The 18,269-nt window shown below is 55.5% G+C and carries 17 protein-coding genes; 11 read left to right on the top strand and 6 right to left on the bottom strand.

What is annotated here, in order from left to right; all coding sequences use genetic code 11:
* Positions 1–84: 84 nt before the first annotated feature.
* A complete protein-coding gene (locus BSK21_RS06415; protein WP_067544956.1) occupies positions 85–1,236 on the bottom strand; it encodes a HupE/UreJ family protein in 1,152 nt (383 codons plus the stop codon).
* On the opposite strand from BSK21_RS06415, the gene BSK21_RS06410 reads away from it, so the two are divergent.
* From BSK21_RS06410 to BSK21_RS06395, 4 genes are all read left to right on the top strand, one after another.
* Positions 1,235–2,029: a DUF4198 domain-containing protein gene (locus tag BSK21_RS06410; protein ID WP_067544953.1), complete on the top strand. Its 795-nt coding sequence runs from the start codon at positions 1,235–1,237 to the stop codon at positions 2,027–2,029. The two genes, BSK21_RS06415 and BSK21_RS06410, sit on opposite strands and share 2 nt — an antisense overlap.
* Positions 2,030–2,065: 36 nt before the next feature.
* Positions 2,066–2,959, top strand: a complete 894-nt coding sequence (locus tag BSK21_RS06405; RefSeq protein ID WP_067544950.1) for a PfkB family carbohydrate kinase — start codon at positions 2,066–2,068, stop codon at positions 2,957–2,959.
* The gene (locus BSK21_RS06400) at positions 2,956–3,873 is read left to right on the top strand and encodes a pseudouridine-5'-phosphate glycosidase (protein ID WP_156529491.1); all 918 of its coding nucleotides are present in this window, start codon (positions 2,956–2,958) and stop codon (positions 3,871–3,873) included. The genes BSK21_RS06405 and BSK21_RS06400 overlap by 4 nt, the downstream gene beginning before the upstream one ends.
* Positions 3,874–3,997: 124 nt before the next feature.
* On the top strand, positions 3,998–4,696 hold the full coding sequence (locus BSK21_RS06395; protein WP_067544947.1) for a DUF502 domain-containing protein: 699 nt from the start codon (positions 3,998–4,000) through the stop codon (positions 4,694–4,696).
* On the opposite strand, the gene BSK21_RS06390 is transcribed toward BSK21_RS06395, so the two are convergent.
* On the bottom strand, positions 4,693–5,727 hold the full coding sequence (locus tag BSK21_RS06390; RefSeq protein WP_067544944.1) for a patatin-like phospholipase family protein: 1,035 nt from the start codon (positions 5,725–5,727) through the stop codon (positions 4,693–4,695). The genes BSK21_RS06395 and BSK21_RS06390 overlap by 4 nt on opposite strands.
* Before the next feature lie 115 nt (positions 5,728–5,842).
* Entirely contained in the window at positions 5,843–6,616 is a 774-nt protein-coding gene (locus BSK21_RS06385) for a 3-hydroxybutyrate dehydrogenase (RefSeq protein WP_067544943.1), read from the bottom strand.
* A 430-nt stretch (positions 6,617–7,046) separates the two neighbouring features.
* On the opposite strand from BSK21_RS06385, the gene BSK21_RS06380 reads away from it, so the two are divergent.
* Both BSK21_RS06380 and BSK21_RS15855 read left to right on the top strand, forming a co-directional pair.
* The gene (locus BSK21_RS06380) at positions 7,047–8,777 is read left to right on the top strand and encodes an extracellular solute-binding protein (protein WP_231924634.1); all 1,731 of its coding nucleotides are present in this window, start codon (positions 7,047–7,049) and stop codon (positions 8,775–8,777) included.
* Positions 8,767–8,886, top strand: coding sequence for an entericidin EcnA/B family protein (locus BSK21_RS15855; RefSeq protein WP_156529490.1), 120 nt, complete (start codon positions 8,767–8,769; stop codon positions 8,884–8,886). Before BSK21_RS06380 ends, BSK21_RS15855 begins: the two co-directional genes overlap by 11 nt.
* A 39-nt stretch (positions 8,887–8,925) precedes the next feature.
* Here BSK21_RS15855 and BSK21_RS06375 read toward each other — a convergent pair whose 3' ends face one another.
* Positions 8,926–9,549, bottom strand: a complete 624-nt coding sequence (locus BSK21_RS06375; RefSeq protein ID WP_067544937.1) for a helix-turn-helix domain-containing protein — start codon at positions 9,547–9,549, stop codon at positions 8,926–8,928.
* Positions 9,550–9,614: 65 nt separating this feature from the next.
* Between BSK21_RS06375 and BSK21_RS06370 the strand changes: the two genes are divergently transcribed.
* Together BSK21_RS06370 and BSK21_RS06365 are read left to right on the top strand one after the other, a co-directional pair.
* Complete coding sequence (locus tag BSK21_RS06370; protein ID WP_067544933.1) at positions 9,615–11,138, top strand: class I adenylate-forming enzyme family protein; 1,524 nt, start codon at positions 9,615–9,617, stop codon at positions 11,136–11,138.
* Positions 11,125–11,769 (top strand): DsbA family protein, encoded by a 645-nt coding sequence (locus tag BSK21_RS06365; protein WP_067544930.1) that lies wholly within the window; start codon positions 11,125–11,127, stop codon positions 11,767–11,769. The genes BSK21_RS06370 and BSK21_RS06365 overlap by 14 nt, the downstream gene beginning before the upstream one ends.
* 19 nt (positions 11,770–11,788) lie before the next feature.
* Here BSK21_RS06365 and mfd read toward each other — a convergent pair whose 3' ends face one another.
* Both mfd and BSK21_RS06355 read right to left on the bottom strand, forming a co-directional pair.
* Positions 11,789–15,241, bottom strand: coding sequence for a transcription-repair coupling factor (mfd, locus tag BSK21_RS06360; RefSeq protein ID WP_067544927.1), 3,453 nt, complete (start codon positions 15,239–15,241; stop codon positions 11,789–11,791).
* Positions 15,242–15,276: 35 nt separating this feature from the next.
* Complete coding sequence (locus BSK21_RS06355; protein ID WP_067544924.1) at positions 15,277–15,801, bottom strand: component of SufBCD complex; 525 nt, start codon at positions 15,799–15,801, stop codon at positions 15,277–15,279.
* Between the two features lie 113 nt (positions 15,802–15,914).
* Between BSK21_RS06355 and hemB the strand changes: the two genes are divergently transcribed.
* The 3 genes from hemB (at position 15,915) to BSK21_RS06340 (ending at position 18,191) form a co-directional block, all read left to right on the top strand.
* A complete protein-coding gene (hemB, locus tag BSK21_RS06350) occupies positions 15,915–16,913 on the top strand; it encodes a porphobilinogen synthase (RefSeq protein ID WP_067544921.1) in 999 nt (332 codons plus the stop codon).
* A 101-nt stretch (positions 16,914–17,014) separates the two neighbouring features.
* Entirely contained in the window at positions 17,015–17,569 is a 555-nt protein-coding gene (locus BSK21_RS06345) for a YSC84-related protein (RefSeq protein ID WP_067544918.1), read from the top strand.
* Between the two features lie 4 nt (positions 17,570–17,573).
* Entirely contained in the window at positions 17,574–18,191 is a 618-nt protein-coding gene (locus BSK21_RS06340; RefSeq protein WP_067544915.1) for an NTP transferase domain-containing protein, read from the top strand.
* Positions 18,192–18,269 lie beyond the last annotated feature (78 nt).

Genomic DNA, 18,269 nt, shown 5'->3' with positions numbered 1-18,269 from the left:
CCATAGCACCCGCCCCCGCCTGCGGAGTTGAAGTGGTGCGCGTCTATACTACACCCACACAAGACGCAACCCGTTTTACAAATGTTATAAAATGGTGCGCTCAATCACCCACCAAATCCCCATCATCGCAATCGCAGCCGAGGCTGGGACCGCGATCACACGACGATACCACGGCTTATTTCCAAACCACAGACCGACCGCAAGGAAGGCCACGGCTATGACGAACAACTGGCCCAGTTCAACGCCGATATTAAATCCGATCAGTGCCGCAACGAAACCATGCTGCGGCAGGCCGAATTCCTCGAGCACAGACGCAAAGCCGAGGCCGTGCAATAACCCGAACCCAAAGATCAGGAAAGGTCGCCACGGGGTCAACTGACCCTTCATAAAGATGTTCTCAATCGCCACATATGCGATCGACGCCGCAATCAGTGGTTCAACAATCGATCCGGGCACAGCAACGTACCCCAAGGACGCCAATGCAAGCGTGATCGTATGTGCCGCAGTAAACGCGGACACTTGCCACAGGAGTGGTTTCATACGGGTCGAGAGGAAAAACAGGCCGAGCACGAATAGGATGTGATCCAAGCCCATCGGTACGATGTGAGCAAAGCCAGTTGGAATGTAACTGACAAAGGTTTGCCAAATCGGCAAAGCACCACCACCGCCAAGGGGGATCGGACCAGAGTTTTCGCCACCCGCGAGGTATCCCGTGTACGGCTCATTCACCCCGACCTGACGCAGAACAATTGTTCCGTAGTTTGGCGCCCATTCGAAAGCCGCCTCATTTGCCCCAACCCCAACGTCGGCAAAAATCGACACTGTCGACAGACGAGGAACGTCGGGATTTTCGACATCAGGCGCAGTTACAGCGGCCAAGTCTAGGGGCACAGACGTTCCGTCAACAGAAAGGAAAATACCTTTTGCAAAACTGGGCCACGCGGCGGTGAACTCGCCCGCTAAATCCGCACCCGTCAAAGCATGTAGCGCATCATATCGTGCCGCCTGTGGCGCTTCGTTCGTATCAAGAACAGAACCGAGGTCGATCCCAGCTAGAACACCCTCTAGGTTCATTTCCAAAGTCAGTTCGATCCGTCCATCGACATAAACCAAATCCGCCACGGCGGGTTGAACTTCATGCGCTTGGGCCGACGAGGCTACGATCATCACCGAAACGAGAGTTGACAGAACACCAGCAAAGATCACCTTTGCTAGGCTTAAAAAGGATTTGATCATGCGTATTGTCTCACTCGCTCTGCTCTTGCTGGCAACTCCAGCGATGTCTCACGAGCTTTGGCTTGAACCGCTCGCCTATCAGGTGAGTAGTCAGGGTAGAATTGAGGCCAATATTGTCAACGGACAAAATTTTGAAGGCCCAAATCTGGTCTACCTTCCCCAACGCTTCGAACGGTTTGAGGTGGTTAGTGCTGATCTAGAAACAGAGGTGGCTGGCCGCGCAGGCGACCGCCCTGCCCTTGCCATGAATGCACCAACTGATGGGCTCCAAATTCTCGTGTATCAGTCTACTCCGACATTGTTGAATTACGAAAATTGGGAAAAATTTGCCCGCTTTGTAGAACACAAAGACCTGCGAATTGAACGGTCCGATCATGATGCCCGCGGTATTCCCGACGCCAACTTCAAAGAAACCTACATACGATTTTCCAAATCGCTCGTTGGGGTCGCAGATTCGGCGGGAGCGGATAGACGTGTAGGGTTAGAGACCGAACTCGTCGCGCTCATGAACCCTTACACAGATGATCTGTCCAACGGCTTTGCCGCTCAGCTGTTCTACCACGATGACGTTCGCGCAAATGAGCAGGTCGAAGTTTTTGACAAAGCACCCGACGGCACCGTGACGGTTGAACGACTACGCACAGATGACCAAGGGATCGTAACTCTGCCCGTCACAGCGGGTCACTCTTATATGTTGGATGCCGTTGTCATCCGTGAGCCGTCCGTCGATGATCAAACAGAGGCCGTTTATGAGACGCTCTGGGCCAACCTCACCTTTGCCGTTCCAGAATAGCTTGCAGCGGCAGCTTAGCCGCGTCATGACAGCTTTATGAAAACCAAAGCTGACATCTTATGCATCGGGTCAGTCCTCTGGGACGTGATCGGACGGTCCTCAGTAGTCATGCGCGTCGGGTCAGACGTGCCTGGCCGCATCACTCGTATTCCCGGCGGCGTCGCTATGAATATCGCTATGACGCTCACTCGTTTTGGAATGACACCAACCCTACTCACCGCCATTGGCCGCGACAACGAAGGCGACGAACTGGTCGGCGAATGTCAGCGGATGGGCATCCTAACTGATCACGTCTATCGCTCCGAGGATTTGCCGACCGACACCTATATGGCTGTGGAAGGTGCGAACGGTCTGATCGCTGCGATTGCAGATGCGCATTCCCTCGAACAAGCAGGCGATAAAATTCTTCGTCCGTTGTCGAACGGAGCGCTTGGAACAGCAGAGGCTCCCTACGCTGGACCCGTCGCCCTCGACGGTAACCTAACGGTGGACCTATTGCGAGATATCGCCGTCTCACCTCTCTTTTCCGCCGCCGACCTTCGCGTTGCTCCGGCAAGCCCCGGCAAAGCTGACCGCCTCTTGGCCCTACTCGGCCATCCATCAGCCACGCTTTACGTGAACCTCGAAGAGGCTGGCCTCTTATGCCGTCAAACTTTTGAAACCTCCGAAGACGGAGCCAGAGGACTGATCGCACGCGGTGCGAAACGGGTTCTGGTGACCGACGGCGGAAAATCCGCATCCGAGGCAACAGGCGATAGCGTCCTCACACAAACTCCGCCGCAAGTGCTCGTGACCCGCGTGACGGGTGCTGGTGATACATTTATGGCCGCGCATATCGCTGCCGAACACGCTGGCGCAAATCGCGAAGACGCACTACACCGCGCTCTTTCCGCTGCCGCAACCTACGTTTCAGGAGAACTCCCTCGATGATCCCCATGTCCTTTTCCCCCGAAGTCTCTGAGGCCATGAAAAACGGCACGCCGATTGTGGCGCTCGAAAGCACCATCATCAGCCACGGGATGCCTTACCCGCAAAACGTCGAAACCGCCCGACTAGTCGAGGCTGAGGTACGCGCGAACGGCGCAGCACCAGCCACAATCGCAGTGATCGACGGCGTTCTGTGCATCGGCCTTGATGACACGCAGCTCGAGATGTTCGGTCAGGCGGATGGCGTGGCAAAGCTCAGCCGCGCAGACATTGCTGCCTGCCTCGCGTCTGGTGGCACGGGCGCGACGACAGTGGCCGCAACGATGATCGCTGCGCACCACGCAGGCATTAGCGTTTTTGCAACGGGCGGGATCGGTGGTGTGCACCGCGGTGCAGATCAAACCTTTGACATCTCGGCTGACTTGCCCGAACTCGCTCAAACGCCCGTAACCGTCGTAGCTGCTGGTGCCAAAGCGATCCTCGATCTCCCTAAAACCTTTGAGGTCTTGGAAACCTACGGCGTTCCCGTAATCGCCTTTGGTCAAGACGAATTGCCCGCGTTTTGGTCCCGTTCGTCAGGCATCCCAGCACCTTTGCGTATGGACAGCGCCGAAGAGATTGCCCGCGCCCACCAAATGCGCGGCCTACTCGATCTGCCAGGTGGGCAGCTCGTTGCCAATCCGATCCCAGTTGAGGCTGAAATCGCTGCCTCCGAACTCGCGCCAGTGATCGAGGCCGCGCTGAAGGATGCCGAGGCCCAAGGCATCACCGCCAAAGAGGTCACGCCGTTTCTCCTCGATCGGATGTATCAAATGACCGAAGGCCGCAGTCTGACCGCCAATATTGCGCTCGTGCTAAATAATGCGCGTTTGGCGGCCAAAATTGCAGCGGCTCTGCATGAACTGACACATAAGTGAGGTATTCGAGTGTTTGGGCGATTGCAGAGCATTCGCCCAGACCCTACTTATTACACTGACTTAACCGATCGGCTTAATCGTGAACGAATTCTCCCACATCGAACCACCCAAGCGCCGCCACTCTATGATCAGCGGCCTACGCAACAATTTCCTTGCGGGTCTCGTGGTGATTGCGCCGATCGGTTTGACCGCTTGGCTGATCTGGACCGTTGTGGGCTGGGTTGATGGGTTCGTTTGGCCGTTTGTGCCCGGTTCCTACCACCCAGAAGCACTAATCAACCGTTGGTTCGGTGACCCAAGTCCACTGAGCCCTGACCACATCACGATTAACGTTCGTGGCCTCGGTGTCGTGCTTTTCTTTATCGTCACGATCATCACCGGTTGGATCGCAAAAGGCCTGATTGGACGCAGTTTTATAAGCTGGGGCGAAGGGCTCGTCTCCCGCATGCCCGTCGTACGTTCGATCTACAATGGTGCGAAACAGCTTGCTGAAACCGTTTTTGCCCAAACAGAGACCAGCTTTGATCGCGCTTGTATGATCGAATACCCGCGTAAAGGCATTTGGGCGGTCGGCTTCATCTCGATCAAAGCCAAAGGCGAGATCGCCACAAAGGTCGAAAGCGAAGACAGGATCATGACAGTGTTCTTGCCGACCACACCAAACCCAACGTCTGGTTTTCTGTTATTCGTGCCTGAGTCCGATATCACCTACCTCGACATGACGGTCGAAGATGCCGCGAAATTGGTGATCTCTGCGGGCCTCGTGTATCCCAACGACAAAAAAGTCATCCCCTCGGACGCGAAAACAGCGCCAAAGCCCTAATCGAACATCTCAGCAAGGTCGAAACTACTCGACTTTCCGATGATGTGTTTGTGATTGCGCAAGAAGTCATCCATCGCCAACCGTCCAGCTTCTTTGAGGCGTGACAGGATGACAGGCATCGCGATCATCTTTGTCGCGACGCTGAGTTCCGTCATCAGGGCGTCGTCTTCGATCAGGTGAACGTTCACGTCCTTCATCCGACCCTTTTTGACCGAGCCCTCAGCGATCAGCCGTTTCACAAAATTGATCGCCCGCAACTCGCGCAATAGCGAGGTGTTAAAGCTGATTTCATTAATACGGTTCTGAATGGATTGGCTGTCTTGCGGAACCGTATCGCGATACAATGGGTTGATGTTCACGATTACAATGTCATCTGGCAAGTGGTTGGGAAATAGCGGGAAAAGAGCAGGATTTCCCGTATATCCGCCATCCCAATAAGCTTCTGTCTTACCTGTTTTGGGATCATCGATTTCAACGGCCTCGAACAAGGTCGGTAAGCATGCCGACGCGAGGATCGCTTTGGTCGTCACCTCGTCATCCTTGAACACGCGGATCTTGCCTGTCCTAACATTGGTGGCACACACATGTAGTTCGGGGCCGTCGGACGCACAGACGGCATCCCATTCCAATTCACGGATAACGCGGTCCAGCGGGTTCTTGATCACGCCACCAAAGGCATAAGGCGACAAAGCACGCGCCGCTGTATCCCACCAGAAATAGGCCGGCGAATAGGTTAGCGCTTGGGTGTAAAGTTCGGTCGCAGGTGCAAATGGCGCAATCCATTTGGCAAGGTTGGTATCCGTAACAGCACCAACCTGACGCCAAACCCAATTCAGGCTCTCGCGAGCGCCTTCTCGGCCACCATTCACAAAACCAGCTTTGAACGCAGCCCCATTTAACGCGCCCGCCGAGGTGCCTGAGATAGCCGCGACCTCAACGTCACTCTCGTCGAGCAAACGATCCAGCACACCCCATGTAAAAGCGCCATGAGCACCCCCGCCCTGAAGGGCAAGATTGATTTTATAGGTCATAATTCCCCAACCATGCAGCAAGCGGCGAAAAATAAGCCGCTCTAGTACAGAAACTTTCCCGAGAAATACTCCATCGGAGGGTCAACTGGCGCCCTGATAGGCGCCAATCGCTAGATTAGAGCGCAGTCCAGCCGCCATCGACGCTAATTGTCGTGCCCGTGATTTGGGCTGCAGCATCCGAACACAGGAACACAGCCGTCCCGCCGATTTGTTCTGTGGTCGCAAATTGTTTGGACGGCTGGCGCGAAAGAATGACCTGAGCCACCGCTTCTTCTTCGGTCAGGTTGTATTCCTTAGCCGTCGCTGGGATTTGCTGCTCGACCAACGGCGTCAGCACGTAGCCAGGGCAAATCGCATTGCAGGTGATGTCTTCTTGAGCGGTCTCAAGCGCAATCACCTTAGTCATACCAACTACACCATGTTTCGCAGCAACATAGGCCGATTTAAACGGCGATGCGGTCAGACCATGCGCAGACGCGATGTTCACCACACGCCCCCAACCCGCCTGACGCATCATCGGCAAGGCCGCAGCCGTTGTATGGAATGCAGAATTCATATTGATCGCAATGATCGCATCCCATTTCTCTACAGGGAATTCATCGATCGGCGACACATACTGAATACCCGCGTTGTTCACGAGGATATCGCAGACACCTGCTTTCTCGATTAGGGCACGACAGTCCTCACCTTTGGACATATCCGCCTGAATGTAGCGAACCGTCACCCCGAACTCCGCCGCCATAGAGGCCGCAAGGTCGTGATCCTCGGGACGATCAGTAAAGGAGTTCAAAACAATGTCCGCACCCGCCTTGGCGAGTTCACGCGCTACACCCAGACCGATACCAGAGTTTGAACCTGTGACGACGGCGGTCTTACCTTTGAGTGACATAGATGGTCCCCTATTCGATTACTCGTTGGGCACCATAATGCTGCAACTGCAAAATAATTCAACGAATCTTCCTCCCAAACGAAAAAGAATCGCCCCAAATGGGAACCGATTCCCAAGAGGGTCATGCAGGATCACATTTGCGGGAAAGCCCAAGAAAAAAACGCCGGCACAAGGCCGGCGTTAAGTCATTGAGGCAGGTTTCATACAGGCAAGAAACCTATCGAGCAGTGCCCTCTTTATAAGCAATCCATTGCCACTATCCAAGCTAAAAGTTTGAAATGGATCAGAACCCTAGATACGGTTTGATTCAAACAATACAGGCCAATGGGGGATTGTTGTCGAAATGAGACCAGTGTTTTTCAGGAATTTGTGCCGGTCGGTCACCGCGCTTCCGCTTTTGTTTGCCTCCACGTTTGCCTACGCAGAACCGATGCATGGCATTTCGATGTATGGTGAGCCCGCATTAGCGGATGGCTTTATATCCCTGCCCTATGCCAATCCAGATGCACCAAAGGGTGGCGCTATGGTCACTGCCGAGGTCGGCAGCTTTGACAGCCTCAATCCCTATACCGACAGCGGCAAGGTGCCGTGGCAGATCAGCTACCTCGCGGGTGAAAGCCTTATGGGCAGGTCTTTGGATGAACCTTTCGCTCTATACGGCCTTCTGGCCGAGAGCGTTGAGACAGGCCCGAACCGCGAATGGGTCGAATTCACCTTGCGTCCTGAAGCTGCATTCTCGGACGGTAGTCCCGTGACCGTTGACGACGTGATCTGGTCCTTTGAAACGCTCGGCACGGTCGGCAACGGTCGCTACCGTGGTTTCTGGTCTAAGGTCGAAAGCATTGAGGCCACAGGCGACCGTACCGTCCGTCTGACGTTCAATACCCAAGACCGCGAACTCGCCCTCCTCGCGGGGCTACGTCCAATCCTGCAGAAGGCCCAGTTCGACGGCGTCGATTTCGCCAACGATGGGCCAGACATGATCCCGATCACCTCGTCGCCCTATGTCATCACCGACTATGAAATGGGCCGTTACGTCGAATTGACCCGTAACCCCGATTACTGGGGCAAAGATGTCCCGTTCCGCCGCGGAACTGCCAACTTTGACACCCTTCGGATCGAATTCTTCGGCGACGAAACCCCTGCATTCGAAGCCTTTAAAACGGGCGAGGTTAATTTCACCCGTGAATTCAATGAGGCTCGCTGGGACAGCCAATACGACTTCCCCCGCGTTCAGAATGGCGATGTGGTAAAGGCGGTCCTTACCCACGAACGTCCCTCTGGCATGACAGGGTTTGTGATGAACACCCGTCGTGCCCCGTTCGACGATTGGCGCGTGCGTGATGCGATGCTTCAAGTGTTCAACTTTGAATTCATCAACGAGGCGATGACTGGCGGCACCCAACCGCGCATTACCTCTTATTATTCGAACTCACCTCTCGGAATGAAAAACGGTCCTGCTGAGGGCCGCGTTCGTGAATTCCTAGAACCCTTCGCCGATAGCCTCCTGCCGGGTGCGATTGACGGATACGAACTCCCCGTCAGCGATGGCAGCGAACTAAACCGTCGAGGGGTACGTGCAGCTCTCGCCATGTTCGAAGAAGCGGGATGGACGCCAGATACTGAAGGTGTTCTACGCAACGCTAACGGTCAGGCCTTTGAGTTCGAAATCCTGATCCAAACAGGTGCCAGCGAAATCGAAGCCATTGCCGATATGTATGTTCAGGCCCTCCAGCGGGTCGGCGTTCAGGCTAAGGTGACGAACGTCGACAGCGCCCAGTTTGCAGAACGCAACGGCACTTATGATTTCGACGTGACCTATTACCGTCGTGGCTTGTCTCTTTCACCTGGCAACGAACAATACGCCTACTACGGCTCCGAATATGCCGATACCCAAGGCGGGCGTAACCTCATGGGTGTAAAGTCCGAAGCCGTAGACGCCTTAATCGGGCGACTCTTGACCTCAGAGAGCCAAGACGATTTTGTAGCGGCGGTGCGGGCGCTTGACCGCGTCCTGACTTCGGGGCGATACGTCCTACCGATCTATCAATGGAACATCACACGGATTGCGCATGACAAAGACCTCCACTACCCCGCAGAAATGCCCATCTTTGGCGACTGGCCAGGCTGGCAACCGGATGTCTGGTGGCATGAAAACTAAGGCCGTCCTGATCGCTGCGACGCTTTTGGCCCTCGCTGGCTGCAACACGGTCGCAGGCGTCGGCGAAGACATCGCCGGCGGTGCACGCACGGTTCAAACGTGGTTCTAATCTAACCTGAAATTCGGGCCGGTTCGCCGGCCCTTTTCATTAAGCGAGCGATGTGACCCAGAGGATCAACGCATCTTCGGGGCTCGTCGACACAACGTTGTGCCCCATCGACGCGTCGTAATAGGCACTATCGCCGCGTTTCATTTCCACAGGCTCGTAGAATTCAGTGAAGAGTTTGACCGTGCCCGTCAGCACATACAAAAACTCTTCGCCATCATGGCGCACCCAACCGTCGAATTCATCCATGCTGCGTGCCCGCACCCGAGCGCGATACGGCAGCATTTGCTTTTTGGTCAACTGATCGGCCAGCATCTCATGTTCATAAGTTGCGGTGATATGCGCACCACCTTCGCCACCACGGGTCATGACCATGCGGCCATTCACTTGGGTCCGACTGGGCGGCGTGAACAACTGAGGCACAGAAATTCCCAACCCCACGGCGAGCTTTTTCAGCGCGTCATAGGTCGGCGACATCTGACCGTTTTCAATTTTTGACAAGGTCGACCGCGCAAGCCCCGCCTGTTGGGCGGCTTGCTCAAGCGTCCAATCCCGTTCTTTGCGCAACTCACGAACCCGCACCCCCAGATCGAGTGGCAGTGCCGATTCAGTTTCGCCGCTTTCGCGGGCAATTCGGATGAGGCTCGTATTGTCGTTTTTTGTCATGGCATCTCTATACGGCTTTGCTTGATATGCTTGCAATGACTTCAAAGCCCTTCTAGCGATGTCGCATGATTAGCGAAATCGACACCAGCCCTTTCACCGCCTGCCCCGAGCCGTTCAATATGGCTGACCATGTCCTACAGGCGGGCCGTGCAACACCTGACAAAGTCGCGCTGTCTGTGATCAACGACGACACGTCCGAAGACTGGACCTTTGCCGAGCTAGAAACCGCAATCCGTGGCGTCGCTGCGGGACTTCTGGCCCAAGGATTAACCGCTGGCGACCGCGTTTTGATGCGCCTAGGTAATACGCCTGAGTTCCCGATTTGCTATCTTGCGTCCATTGCCGTCGGACTTATCCCCGTCCCAACCTCGTCGCAGCTTACGTCCACGGAGATCAGCAAGATCGCCAAAGAGATTGATCCGGCCCTTATCGTTGCCGACCACGGCATCGCACTACCAGACCACACAGCCCCCGTCCTAATGGCCTCGGACTTACAAGCGTTTCACAGCCTTGACCCTGCGCCGTTTGATTTTGGGTCGTCTAATCGTCCTGCCTACATAATCTACACCTCTGGCACCTCTGGAAAACCGCGGGCCGTCGTTCACGCCCACCGCGCTGTATGGGCGCGTCAAATGATGTGGACAGGCTGGTATGATTTGCGTCCGACAGACCGCCTGATGCACGCAGGCGCGTTTAACTGGACTTATACGCTGGGCACGGGGTTAATGGACCCTTGGGCCGCTGGCGCAACCGCCCTTATCCCTGCAAATGGGACGAAACCAACTGACCTTCCTGCCCTTATTACGGCGCATCAGGCGACACTCATTGCCGCTGCACCGGGTGTGTACCGGCAAATGTTGCGCACAGACATTCCAGCCATGCCGAGCCTCAGACACGGGTTTTCCGCCGGCGAGAAACTCCCCGAAAGCCTGCGTAGCGCGTGGACAGCGGCGACCGGCACTAATCTCTACGAAGCCTACGGCATGTCAGAATGTTCCACCTTCCTATCGAGTTCGCCGTCACGCCCTGCGCCCACTGGGACGCTCGGTTTCCCTCAGAAAGGTCGACGGATCGCATTAATTGATGAAAAGGGTCCCGTGCCAGTTGGCTCAGCAGGCACCATCGCGGTCCACAAATCCGATCTCGGGCTGATGATCGGCTACCTCGATCAACCCGACGAAACTGCAGCGCGATTTGTTGGCGATTGGTTCCTCACGGGCGATGTTGGCCGCATGTCAGAGGATGGCGCCATTAAATACGAGGGCCGCGCGGACGACATGATGAACGCAGGCGGATATCGCGTCTCGCCTGTCGAAGTCGAGGAAGCCCTTGCCACGCACCCCGACATCCATGAGGTCGCCGCCAGCGAAGTCACCGTCAAAGCCGACACAACCGTGATCGCCGCTTTTTACACCAGCACCAAAGAAATCGAGACTGACACGCTCGAGGCTTTTGCAGCCTCACGCATTGCCCGCTATAAGTGCCCTCGTATCTTTGTGCGTGTCTCTGTGTTACCGCGTGGCGCAAACAACAAACTATTGCGCCGCAACTTGCGCGCCGATTGGGAGGCCACACATGGTCAAGCTTGATATTTTCGCCGATCCGTCCTGCCCGTGGTGCTATGTTGGCAAGGCCTATCTGGACCGCGCCCTCGAACAAGCACCAGACCATCCCTTTACCGTCGAATGGCATCCGTTCCAGCTGAACCCCGCTCTGCCGAAAGGTGGCGTCGATCGTGCCGCTTACCTCGAAGGGATCTTTGGCAGCAAAGAAGCAGCGGTTGCCGCCCATGTTGAGCTGCAAAAACACGCGGATCAAGCAGGTGTCACGTTCAACTTCGATGCGATGACAACAACCCCTAACACCTTGGACGCACATCGCCTCGTGTTTTGGGCAGGAATTGAAGGCCGCCAAACGGCAGCTATGTCTTCCCTGCTGAAAGCATACTGGAGCGAAGGACGGGATATCGGAAGCGCCGAAGTCCTGTGCGATATAGCCGACAGCATCGGTCTAGATGCCGCTGTTATTGCACGTCTTTTGAAATCGGACTCAGATGTCGAAAGCATCCTCAAACGTGAGGCACACAGCCGCGAAATGGGTGTGCGTTCTGTGCCGACCTATATCGTCGGCGGCCAACACGCTATTGCTGGCGCTCAACCGACAGACCTATGGTCGAAAGTCATTGCCGATATCAAAGACATGATCGCAACAGACGCATAAGGAAAGTAGGCGTAATGACTTACGCCTGCTTACTTTTCTTCTCTTCAACAACTTTCTCTGCAAGGTCCTTGGCAATCGCAAAGGCCCCTTTGATTTTGTCCGCTTCAGTTTTCCACTCACGACCAAAGACGATCTTGTTATCTTTGACCTTCGCCATGCCTTTTTGCGCCTGAATAAATTCGACCAACCCTTTGGGTGATGCAAATTTATCGTTGTGGAACCGAATGGTAGCACCCTTAGGTCCACCATCAAGCTGGCTGATACCCGCGCGTTTGCACATCGCCTTGATCCGCACGATCAGCATCAGGGTGTTCACCTCTTTCGGCAACGGGCCGAAACGGTCGATGAGTTCTGCGGCGAACCCTTCGAGTTCAACCTTCTTCGTCAGGGCAGACAAACGACGATAGAGGCCCAAACGCACATCTAGGTCAGCGACATAAGTCTCTGGGATCAATACAGAAACGCCAAGATTGATCTGCGGCGCCCACTGTCCGTCATCATCCGACAATCCAACCGCGCCAGACTTGATCCGCGCAATCTCGTCTTCGAGCATTTGCTGATAAAGCTCGTACCCGACCTCATTGATGTGGCCCGACTGTTCCTCACCTAGGAGGTTACCCGCACCGCGGATATCAAGGTCTTGAGACGCAAGAGTAAATCCAGCCCCAAGTGTATCGAGGCTCCCCAACACCCGAAGCCGTTTTTCAGCCTGAGGCGTCAGTTTCGCACGTGGTTTCGTCGTCAGATAGGCATAGGCTCGTGTCTTTGATCGTCCAACGCGGCCCCGAATTTGATAAAGCTGCGCGAGACCGAACATATCAGCACGGTGCACGATCATCGTGTTCGCGGTCGGAATATCCAACCCGCTTTCGACGATCGTTGTCGCCAAAAGCACATCGTATTTCCCGTCGTAGAACGCGTTCATACGATCATCAAGCTCACCCGCTGCCATTTGACCGTGTGCTACGACAAACGACACCTCGGGCACCTCGCGTTTGAGCCAATCCTCCATCTCAGGCAGATCAGAAAGACGCGGCACGACAAAGAACGACTGGCCACCGCGATAATGTTCGCGCAAAAGCGCTTCGCGGATCGTGATTGTGTCGAATTCGCTGACATAGGTACGGATAGCCAAACGGTCGATGGGCGGCGTGCCGATGATCGACAAATCGCGTACGCCAGAGAGCGACAATTGCAGCGTTCGTGGGATCGGCGTCGCGGTCAGCGTGAGGACGTGAATGTCAGAGCGCAGTTGTTTCAGGCGTTCCTTATGCTGAACGCCAAAGTGCTGCTCTTCATCGATGATCAGCAGACCAATGTTGTTGAACTTAACACTTTTCGCCAGTAGCGCATGAGTTCCAACAACAATATCCACTTGCCCGTTTGCCATGCCCTCACGCGTTTTTGCCGCATTCCCAGCACTGACAAACCGCGACAGAGGCGCGACGTTGATCGGGAAGCCACGGAACCGTTCGGCGAAGTTTTTATAATGCTGACGCGCAAGCAGGGTTGTCGGCGCAATCACCGCAACCTGAACGCCCGACATCGCCGCGACAAAGGCCGCGCGGATCGCAACTTCAGTCTTACCAAAGCCCACGTCACCGCAGATCAAACGATCCATCGGACGACCAGAATCCAGATCCTCGAGTACGTCGGATATAGCCTGAAGCTGATCCTCGGTTTCCGCATAAGGGAACCGCGCAAGAAACTGATCCCACATCCCATCGGGCGGAGATAGGACAGGCGCTTTGCGAAGCTCCCGTTCCGCAGCAACGCGGATCAAACGTTCTGCCATCTGGCGGATACGCTCTTTCATGCGGGCTTTCTTTGCCTGCCACGCACCACCGCCTAGACGATCTAAGAGACCGTCCTCATGCCCGAATTTGGACAGCAGTTCGATGTTTTCAACTGGTAGGTAAAGCTTTGATCCTTCGGCATATTCGAGAAGAATACACTCATGCGCCGCCCCCAAGGCCTGAACGACCTCAAGCCCCTTGTAGCGTCCGACACCATGATCAACGTGCACAACCAGATCACCGGGTGTGAGGCTCTGCGTTTCGGTGAGGAAATTCTCTGCTTTACGCTTCTTCTTAGTCTGACGAATGAGGCGATCACCCAGAACATCCTGTTCAGAAATGACCGTCAGGCCTTTGGTTTCAAACCCTTTTTCGAGAGGCCAAATGGCGAGATGCAGGCCCGATTTCCCGACGCGAGAGAAGTTCTGCACGGGGATCACTTCACCCGCGCCCTCATCTTCCAAAAGCCCCATCAGACGTTCGCGGGCACCCTCGGAATACGAGGCCACTACAACAGGACCCTCAGAGGATCGCGCCTTAACGTGCAGCATCAGAGCTTTGAAAAGGTTTACGTTTTCTTGCTGACGTTCGGGCGCAAAATCGCGACCAATTCGGCCGCCTGCGTCGATCACACCTAACCCAGTCGATTGTTTGAGCGGCGTAAATTGCAGCACGCGACGATCCGCGGTGACGGCCTCCCAAGTAGGGTCGTCCAAATACATCAAGGCAGGCGGCGCTGGCTTATAAACGCTGTCCATACGCCCCTTTTGTTTCAGGGCAAACATCCGAGTGTCATAGGCATCTTCGATCATTGTCCATCGGGCGAGCCGTGTTGGTGTCACCTGATCGTCAAGCGTCACCGTTGCAGTTGGGACGTAATCAAACAGAGTCTCGAGGTGGTCATGGAAAAACCCAAGCCAATGTTCCGCGCCTGCATGTTTGCGGCCCGCACTGATCGCCTCGTACAATGGATCGTCGGTGCCAGCCGCGCCAAATTCGATACGATAGTTCTGACGGAACCGCGTGATCGCCGCCTCATCGAGGATCACCTCTGAGACAGGTGCGAGTTCTACGACATCGAGCTTTTCTGTGGTCCTCTGGCTCGCAGGATCAAAGCGTCGCGCACTATCCAGAACGTCACCAAAGAGGTCTAATCGAACTGGCCCCGCTTCACCCGGTGGGAAAATATCAATGATCCCGCCCCGAACTGCATAGTCACCAGCCTCCATCACCGTCGGAGATTGGGTAAAGCCCATGCGAACGAGGTACTGCTTCAGTGCCGTTTCATCGATGCGGCTATTCACCCGCGCCGTAAAGGACGCCTCCTTCAACAATCCCCGCGCAGGAACACGCTGTGTCGCTGCATTCAAAGTCGTCAGAAGAACGAACTGCTTTGGCATCCCATGCGCCAATGCCGCCAATGTCGCCATACGCGCCGCACAAATATCAGCGTTCGGCGACACGCGGTCATATGGCAAACAATCCCACGCAGGAAAAACAACGACAGGCATCTCTGGCGCGTAAAACGCCAAGGCCGCCTGCATTTCGGTCAATCGACGATCATCCCGCGCGATGTGGAGCACGGGAGCACCGGATTTACCGACTTCATCAAGGATCAGTTTCGCGTCAAAGCCTTCGGGGGCGCCGCAAACGGTAATGTGGGATTGTGATTTCATGCGCGAGACCTACCCCGCCACAGGCCAAAGTCAACTCAGAACCCGTAAGCACCGCCAAGGTTCTGATACATCCCGTAGGTCGCAGTCACAAAGATCGAGAACATTCCGATGAATTGCACGTAGGTACGGTGACGGCGTAATCGACGAAACAGCACTTCGGGCTCCATCCCCTCGGACCTGATCAACATCGCCGTATTGATCGATAACAGACCGACCAAAGACAGCGGGAACCCGAGGAGGAACAGCGCTTCTGCGAATTCGATATGATAGACGAAAGCTAACAAAAACAAACCCGTCAGCACAAAGCACATGAATCCCGTCAGCCATAGCCCAGATTGATGAGAGATATAAAGAAGACGGTTCACATTGACCCGAACAATCGCTTGGAGGTCTGCAAACGGCTCTCCACCCTCACGGGCGGCCCGTTGAATAAGGTCAAATGGAACACCAATCACCCAATGACTGGTCGTCGACCACAATACAGCAAGCGCAATCCAGAACCAAAGGTTCGAGAAAGAGCGTAAATCGATGACTTCAAATACCGTCTGGGTCCAGTTCACTGTCGTGCCTGATCTTTGTTTTTCGCCAACCTAAACTTCACCTGCGGCAAAGCCTAGACTTGTCGTCATGAAATTTCCGTGGCACCCATCGTGTGTGACATGAAAGGCCCGCTATGAAACCCACCGTCGCCCAATACCCTGCCGCTCGTTTGCGCCGCGTTCGTAAATCCCCTGCCATTCGCGCTTTGGTTCGTGAAAACACGTTGACCACAGACGATTTCATCTGGCCCGTATTCCTCATGGAAGGCCACGACGATGAAACCTCGATCGCGTCGATGCCAGGGGTGACCCGCAAAACGATTGACCGCGTGGTAAAGGCCGCCAAAGAAGCGCACGCACTGGGCATCCCCGCGATGTGCCTGTTTCCCTACACCTCGATGGAACATCGGACCGAAGATTGCGCGATGGCGTGGTCGCCCGACAATCTGACGAACACCGCAATACGCGCGATCAAAGATGCCGTTCCTGAAATGGCAATCATGACGGACATCGCGCTCGACCCATATAATATCAATGGGCACGACGGTTATGTGGTGGATGGCGAAATCATCAATGATGAAACGGTAGAGGCGCTGGTGAAAATGGCATTGGCTCAGGCCGAGGCTGGCGCAGATATCCTTGGCCCATCTGATATGATGGATGGTCGTATCGGCGCTATGCGCTCAGCGCTTGAGAGCGAAGGCCACCAAAACGTTGCGATCTTGTCCTATACCGCGAAATACGCGTCGGGCTTTTATGGTCCGTTCCGTGACGCAGTTGGCGCTTCGGGCGCGCTAAAGGGCGATAAAAAGACCTACCAAATGGATCCGGGTAACAGTGATGAGGCGCTCCGCCTCGTCGAGCGTGACCTGATGGAAGGCGCGGATATGGTTATGGTGAAACCCGGCATGCCGTACCTCGACATCTGTCGTCGCGTCAAAGACAGTTTTGGCGTACCGACCTATGCGTATCAAGTCTCAGGTGAATACGCGATGATCCAAGCCGCTGTGCAGAACGGGTGGCTCGACGGGGAAAAAGTCATGCTCGAAAGCCTCTTGTGCTTCAAACGCGCGGGCTGCGACGGCATCCTGACATATTTCGCCCCCGAAGCAGCGCGGCTCTTAAACGGCTGACACCCGCGCACACCTTATGTAGTGGATGACAGGCGCGAAAATCGCGCCTATAGTTCTCCAGATAGAGCGGCAAAAGCCGCCCCCAGATAGAGGCACGAGCAATGACCCTTCTTACCCGCCGCAATTTTGCGCTAGGCTCTTTGGCAACGACTGTCGCCGCATGTTCCAACGGTGTTGGCACAAACGCCGCCGCGACAATTGACGCACGCGTCGATAGCACGCTGTCGTATATGTATAGCACCTATCCTGCGACCCGTGATCTTTCGATGAAAGCCGCTGGTATGCTGGTTATGCCGCTCGTCACCGAAGTTGGCTTTGGCCTCGGTGGGTCGTTCGGTCGTGGCGCCCTACGGATCAGCCAGTCCACCGTCGATTACTACTCTGCCGCATCGGCGAGCGCGGGCCTCCAGCTTGGCGGTCAGCAATACAGCCACGTGCTGTTCTTCATGACCGAAGAAGCGCTGATGGAATTCCGCTCTTCACCCGGTTGGGCCGCGGGTGCAGACATCGAATACGCGTTGAACGATCAAGGCGATACACTGCGCGCTCAGACGACGACGTCGTTGTCGCCCGTGATTGCGGTCGTGTTCGCTCAGGCTGGGTTCCGCGTTGGGGCAACTCTCGAAGGCACAAAATACACCCGCATCCTTCCGTAAGATTATGACAGCGCCAGCCCTCACCGTTGGTACTGTCGTCCTAATCCTTGCCGCTGGTCAGTCGTCGCGGATGCGCGGCGGCGATAAACTGTGCGAGCTTGTCGATGGTGTGCCGTTGTTGCGGCTTCAGTGTGAACGAGCGCTCGGCCTCGGCCTACCCGTCTACGTCGCCCTGCCATCGGCTGACCATCCGCGTTTGGCACTCATCGCGGACCTGCCTGTGACCCCTCTCTTTGTTCCAGAGGCATCCGAGGGTATGTCGGGTTCCATGCGCGGTGCAGTCGGACAAATGCCAGCGTGGTCCCATTTGCTGATGGTGTTGCCTGACTTGGTCGAAATTGAAACTACGGATATGGCTACGGTTTTGGCAGGACTTGCCCAAGCGCCCGAAGCCCTCATTTGGCGCGGCGCAACCGAAGACCTTCAACCCGGTCATCCGATCCTATTCGACGGCTCGTTACGCGAAAATTTTGCCACGATCAGCGGCGATCAAGGCGGTAACTGCATCGTGCGCCCTTATCGGGACCGGATGCACCTCGTCCCCCTGCCCGATCAACGCGCCCGACGCGACCTCGACACGCCCGAAGAGTGGGCCGCTTTTCGCGCAGAAACAGGCCGCTGAAACGCAACATCCCGATGTCTCGGGCCACGAGGGTGTCGCCCAAGATCATCGGGATGGCTGTCTGACCCACCTTCAGAC

Origin of the sequence: Marivivens sp. JLT3646, from assembly GCF_001908835.1 — a bacterium.
Classification (GTDB): domain Bacteria; phylum Pseudomonadota; class Alphaproteobacteria; order Rhodobacterales; family Rhodobacteraceae; genus Marivivens; species Marivivens geojensis.
This window is presented reverse-complemented; position numbering and strand designations above follow the sequence as displayed.

Excerpts from the sequence above, each read along its gene's own strand:
- BSK21_RS06410 (WP_067544953.1), top strand. The coding sequence starts at position 1,235 with ATGCGTATTGTCTCACTCGCTCTGCTCTTGCTGGCAACTCCAGCGATG.
- BSK21_RS06415 (WP_067544956.1), bottom strand. The coding sequence starts at position 1,236 with ATGATCAAATCCTTTTTAAGCCTAGCAAAGGTGATCTTTGCTGGTGTT.
- BSK21_RS06405 (WP_067544950.1), top strand. The coding sequence starts at position 2,066 with ATGAAAACCAAAGCTGACATCTTATGCATCGGGTCAGTCCTCTGGGAC.
- BSK21_RS06400 (WP_156529491.1), top strand. The coding sequence starts at position 2,956 with ATGATCCCCATGTCCTTTTCCCCCGAAGTCTCTGAGGCCATGAAAAAC.
- BSK21_RS06395 (WP_067544947.1), top strand. The coding sequence starts at position 3,998 with ATGATCAGCGGCCTACGCAACAATTTCCTTGCGGGTCTCGTGGTGATT.
- BSK21_RS06390 (WP_067544944.1), bottom strand. The coding sequence starts at position 5,727 with ATGACCTATAAAATCAATCTTGCCCTTCAGGGCGGGGGTGCTCATGGC.
- BSK21_RS06385 (WP_067544943.1), bottom strand. The coding sequence starts at position 6,616 with ATGTCACTCAAAGGTAAGACCGCCGTCGTCACAGGTTCAAACTCTGGT.
- BSK21_RS06380 (WP_231924634.1), top strand. The coding sequence starts at position 7,047 with ATGCATGGCATTTCGATGTATGGTGAGCCCGCATTAGCGGATGGCTTT.
- BSK21_RS15855 (WP_156529490.1), top strand. The coding sequence starts at position 8,767 with ATGAAAACTAAGGCCGTCCTGATCGCTGCGACGCTTTTGGCCCTCGCT.
- BSK21_RS06375 (WP_067544937.1), bottom strand. The coding sequence starts at position 9,549 with ATGACAAAAAACGACAATACGAGCCTCATCCGAATTGCCCGCGAAAGC.
- BSK21_RS06370 (WP_067544933.1), top strand. The coding sequence starts at position 9,615 with ATGATTAGCGAAATCGACACCAGCCCTTTCACCGCCTGCCCCGAGCCG.
- BSK21_RS06365 (WP_067544930.1), top strand. The coding sequence starts at position 11,125 with ATGGTCAAGCTTGATATTTTCGCCGATCCGTCCTGCCCGTGGTGCTAT.
- mfd (WP_067544927.1), bottom strand. The coding sequence starts at position 15,241 with ATGAAATCACAATCCCACATTACCGTTTGCGGCGCCCCCGAAGGCTTT.
- hemB (WP_067544921.1), top strand. The coding sequence starts at position 15,915 with ATGAAACCCACCGTCGCCCAATACCCTGCCGCTCGTTTGCGCCGCGTT.
- BSK21_RS06345 (WP_067544918.1), top strand. The coding sequence starts at position 17,015 with ATGACCCTTCTTACCCGCCGCAATTTTGCGCTAGGCTCTTTGGCAACG.
- BSK21_RS06340 (WP_067544915.1), top strand. The coding sequence starts at position 17,574 with ATGACAGCGCCAGCCCTCACCGTTGGTACTGTCGTCCTAATCCTTGCC.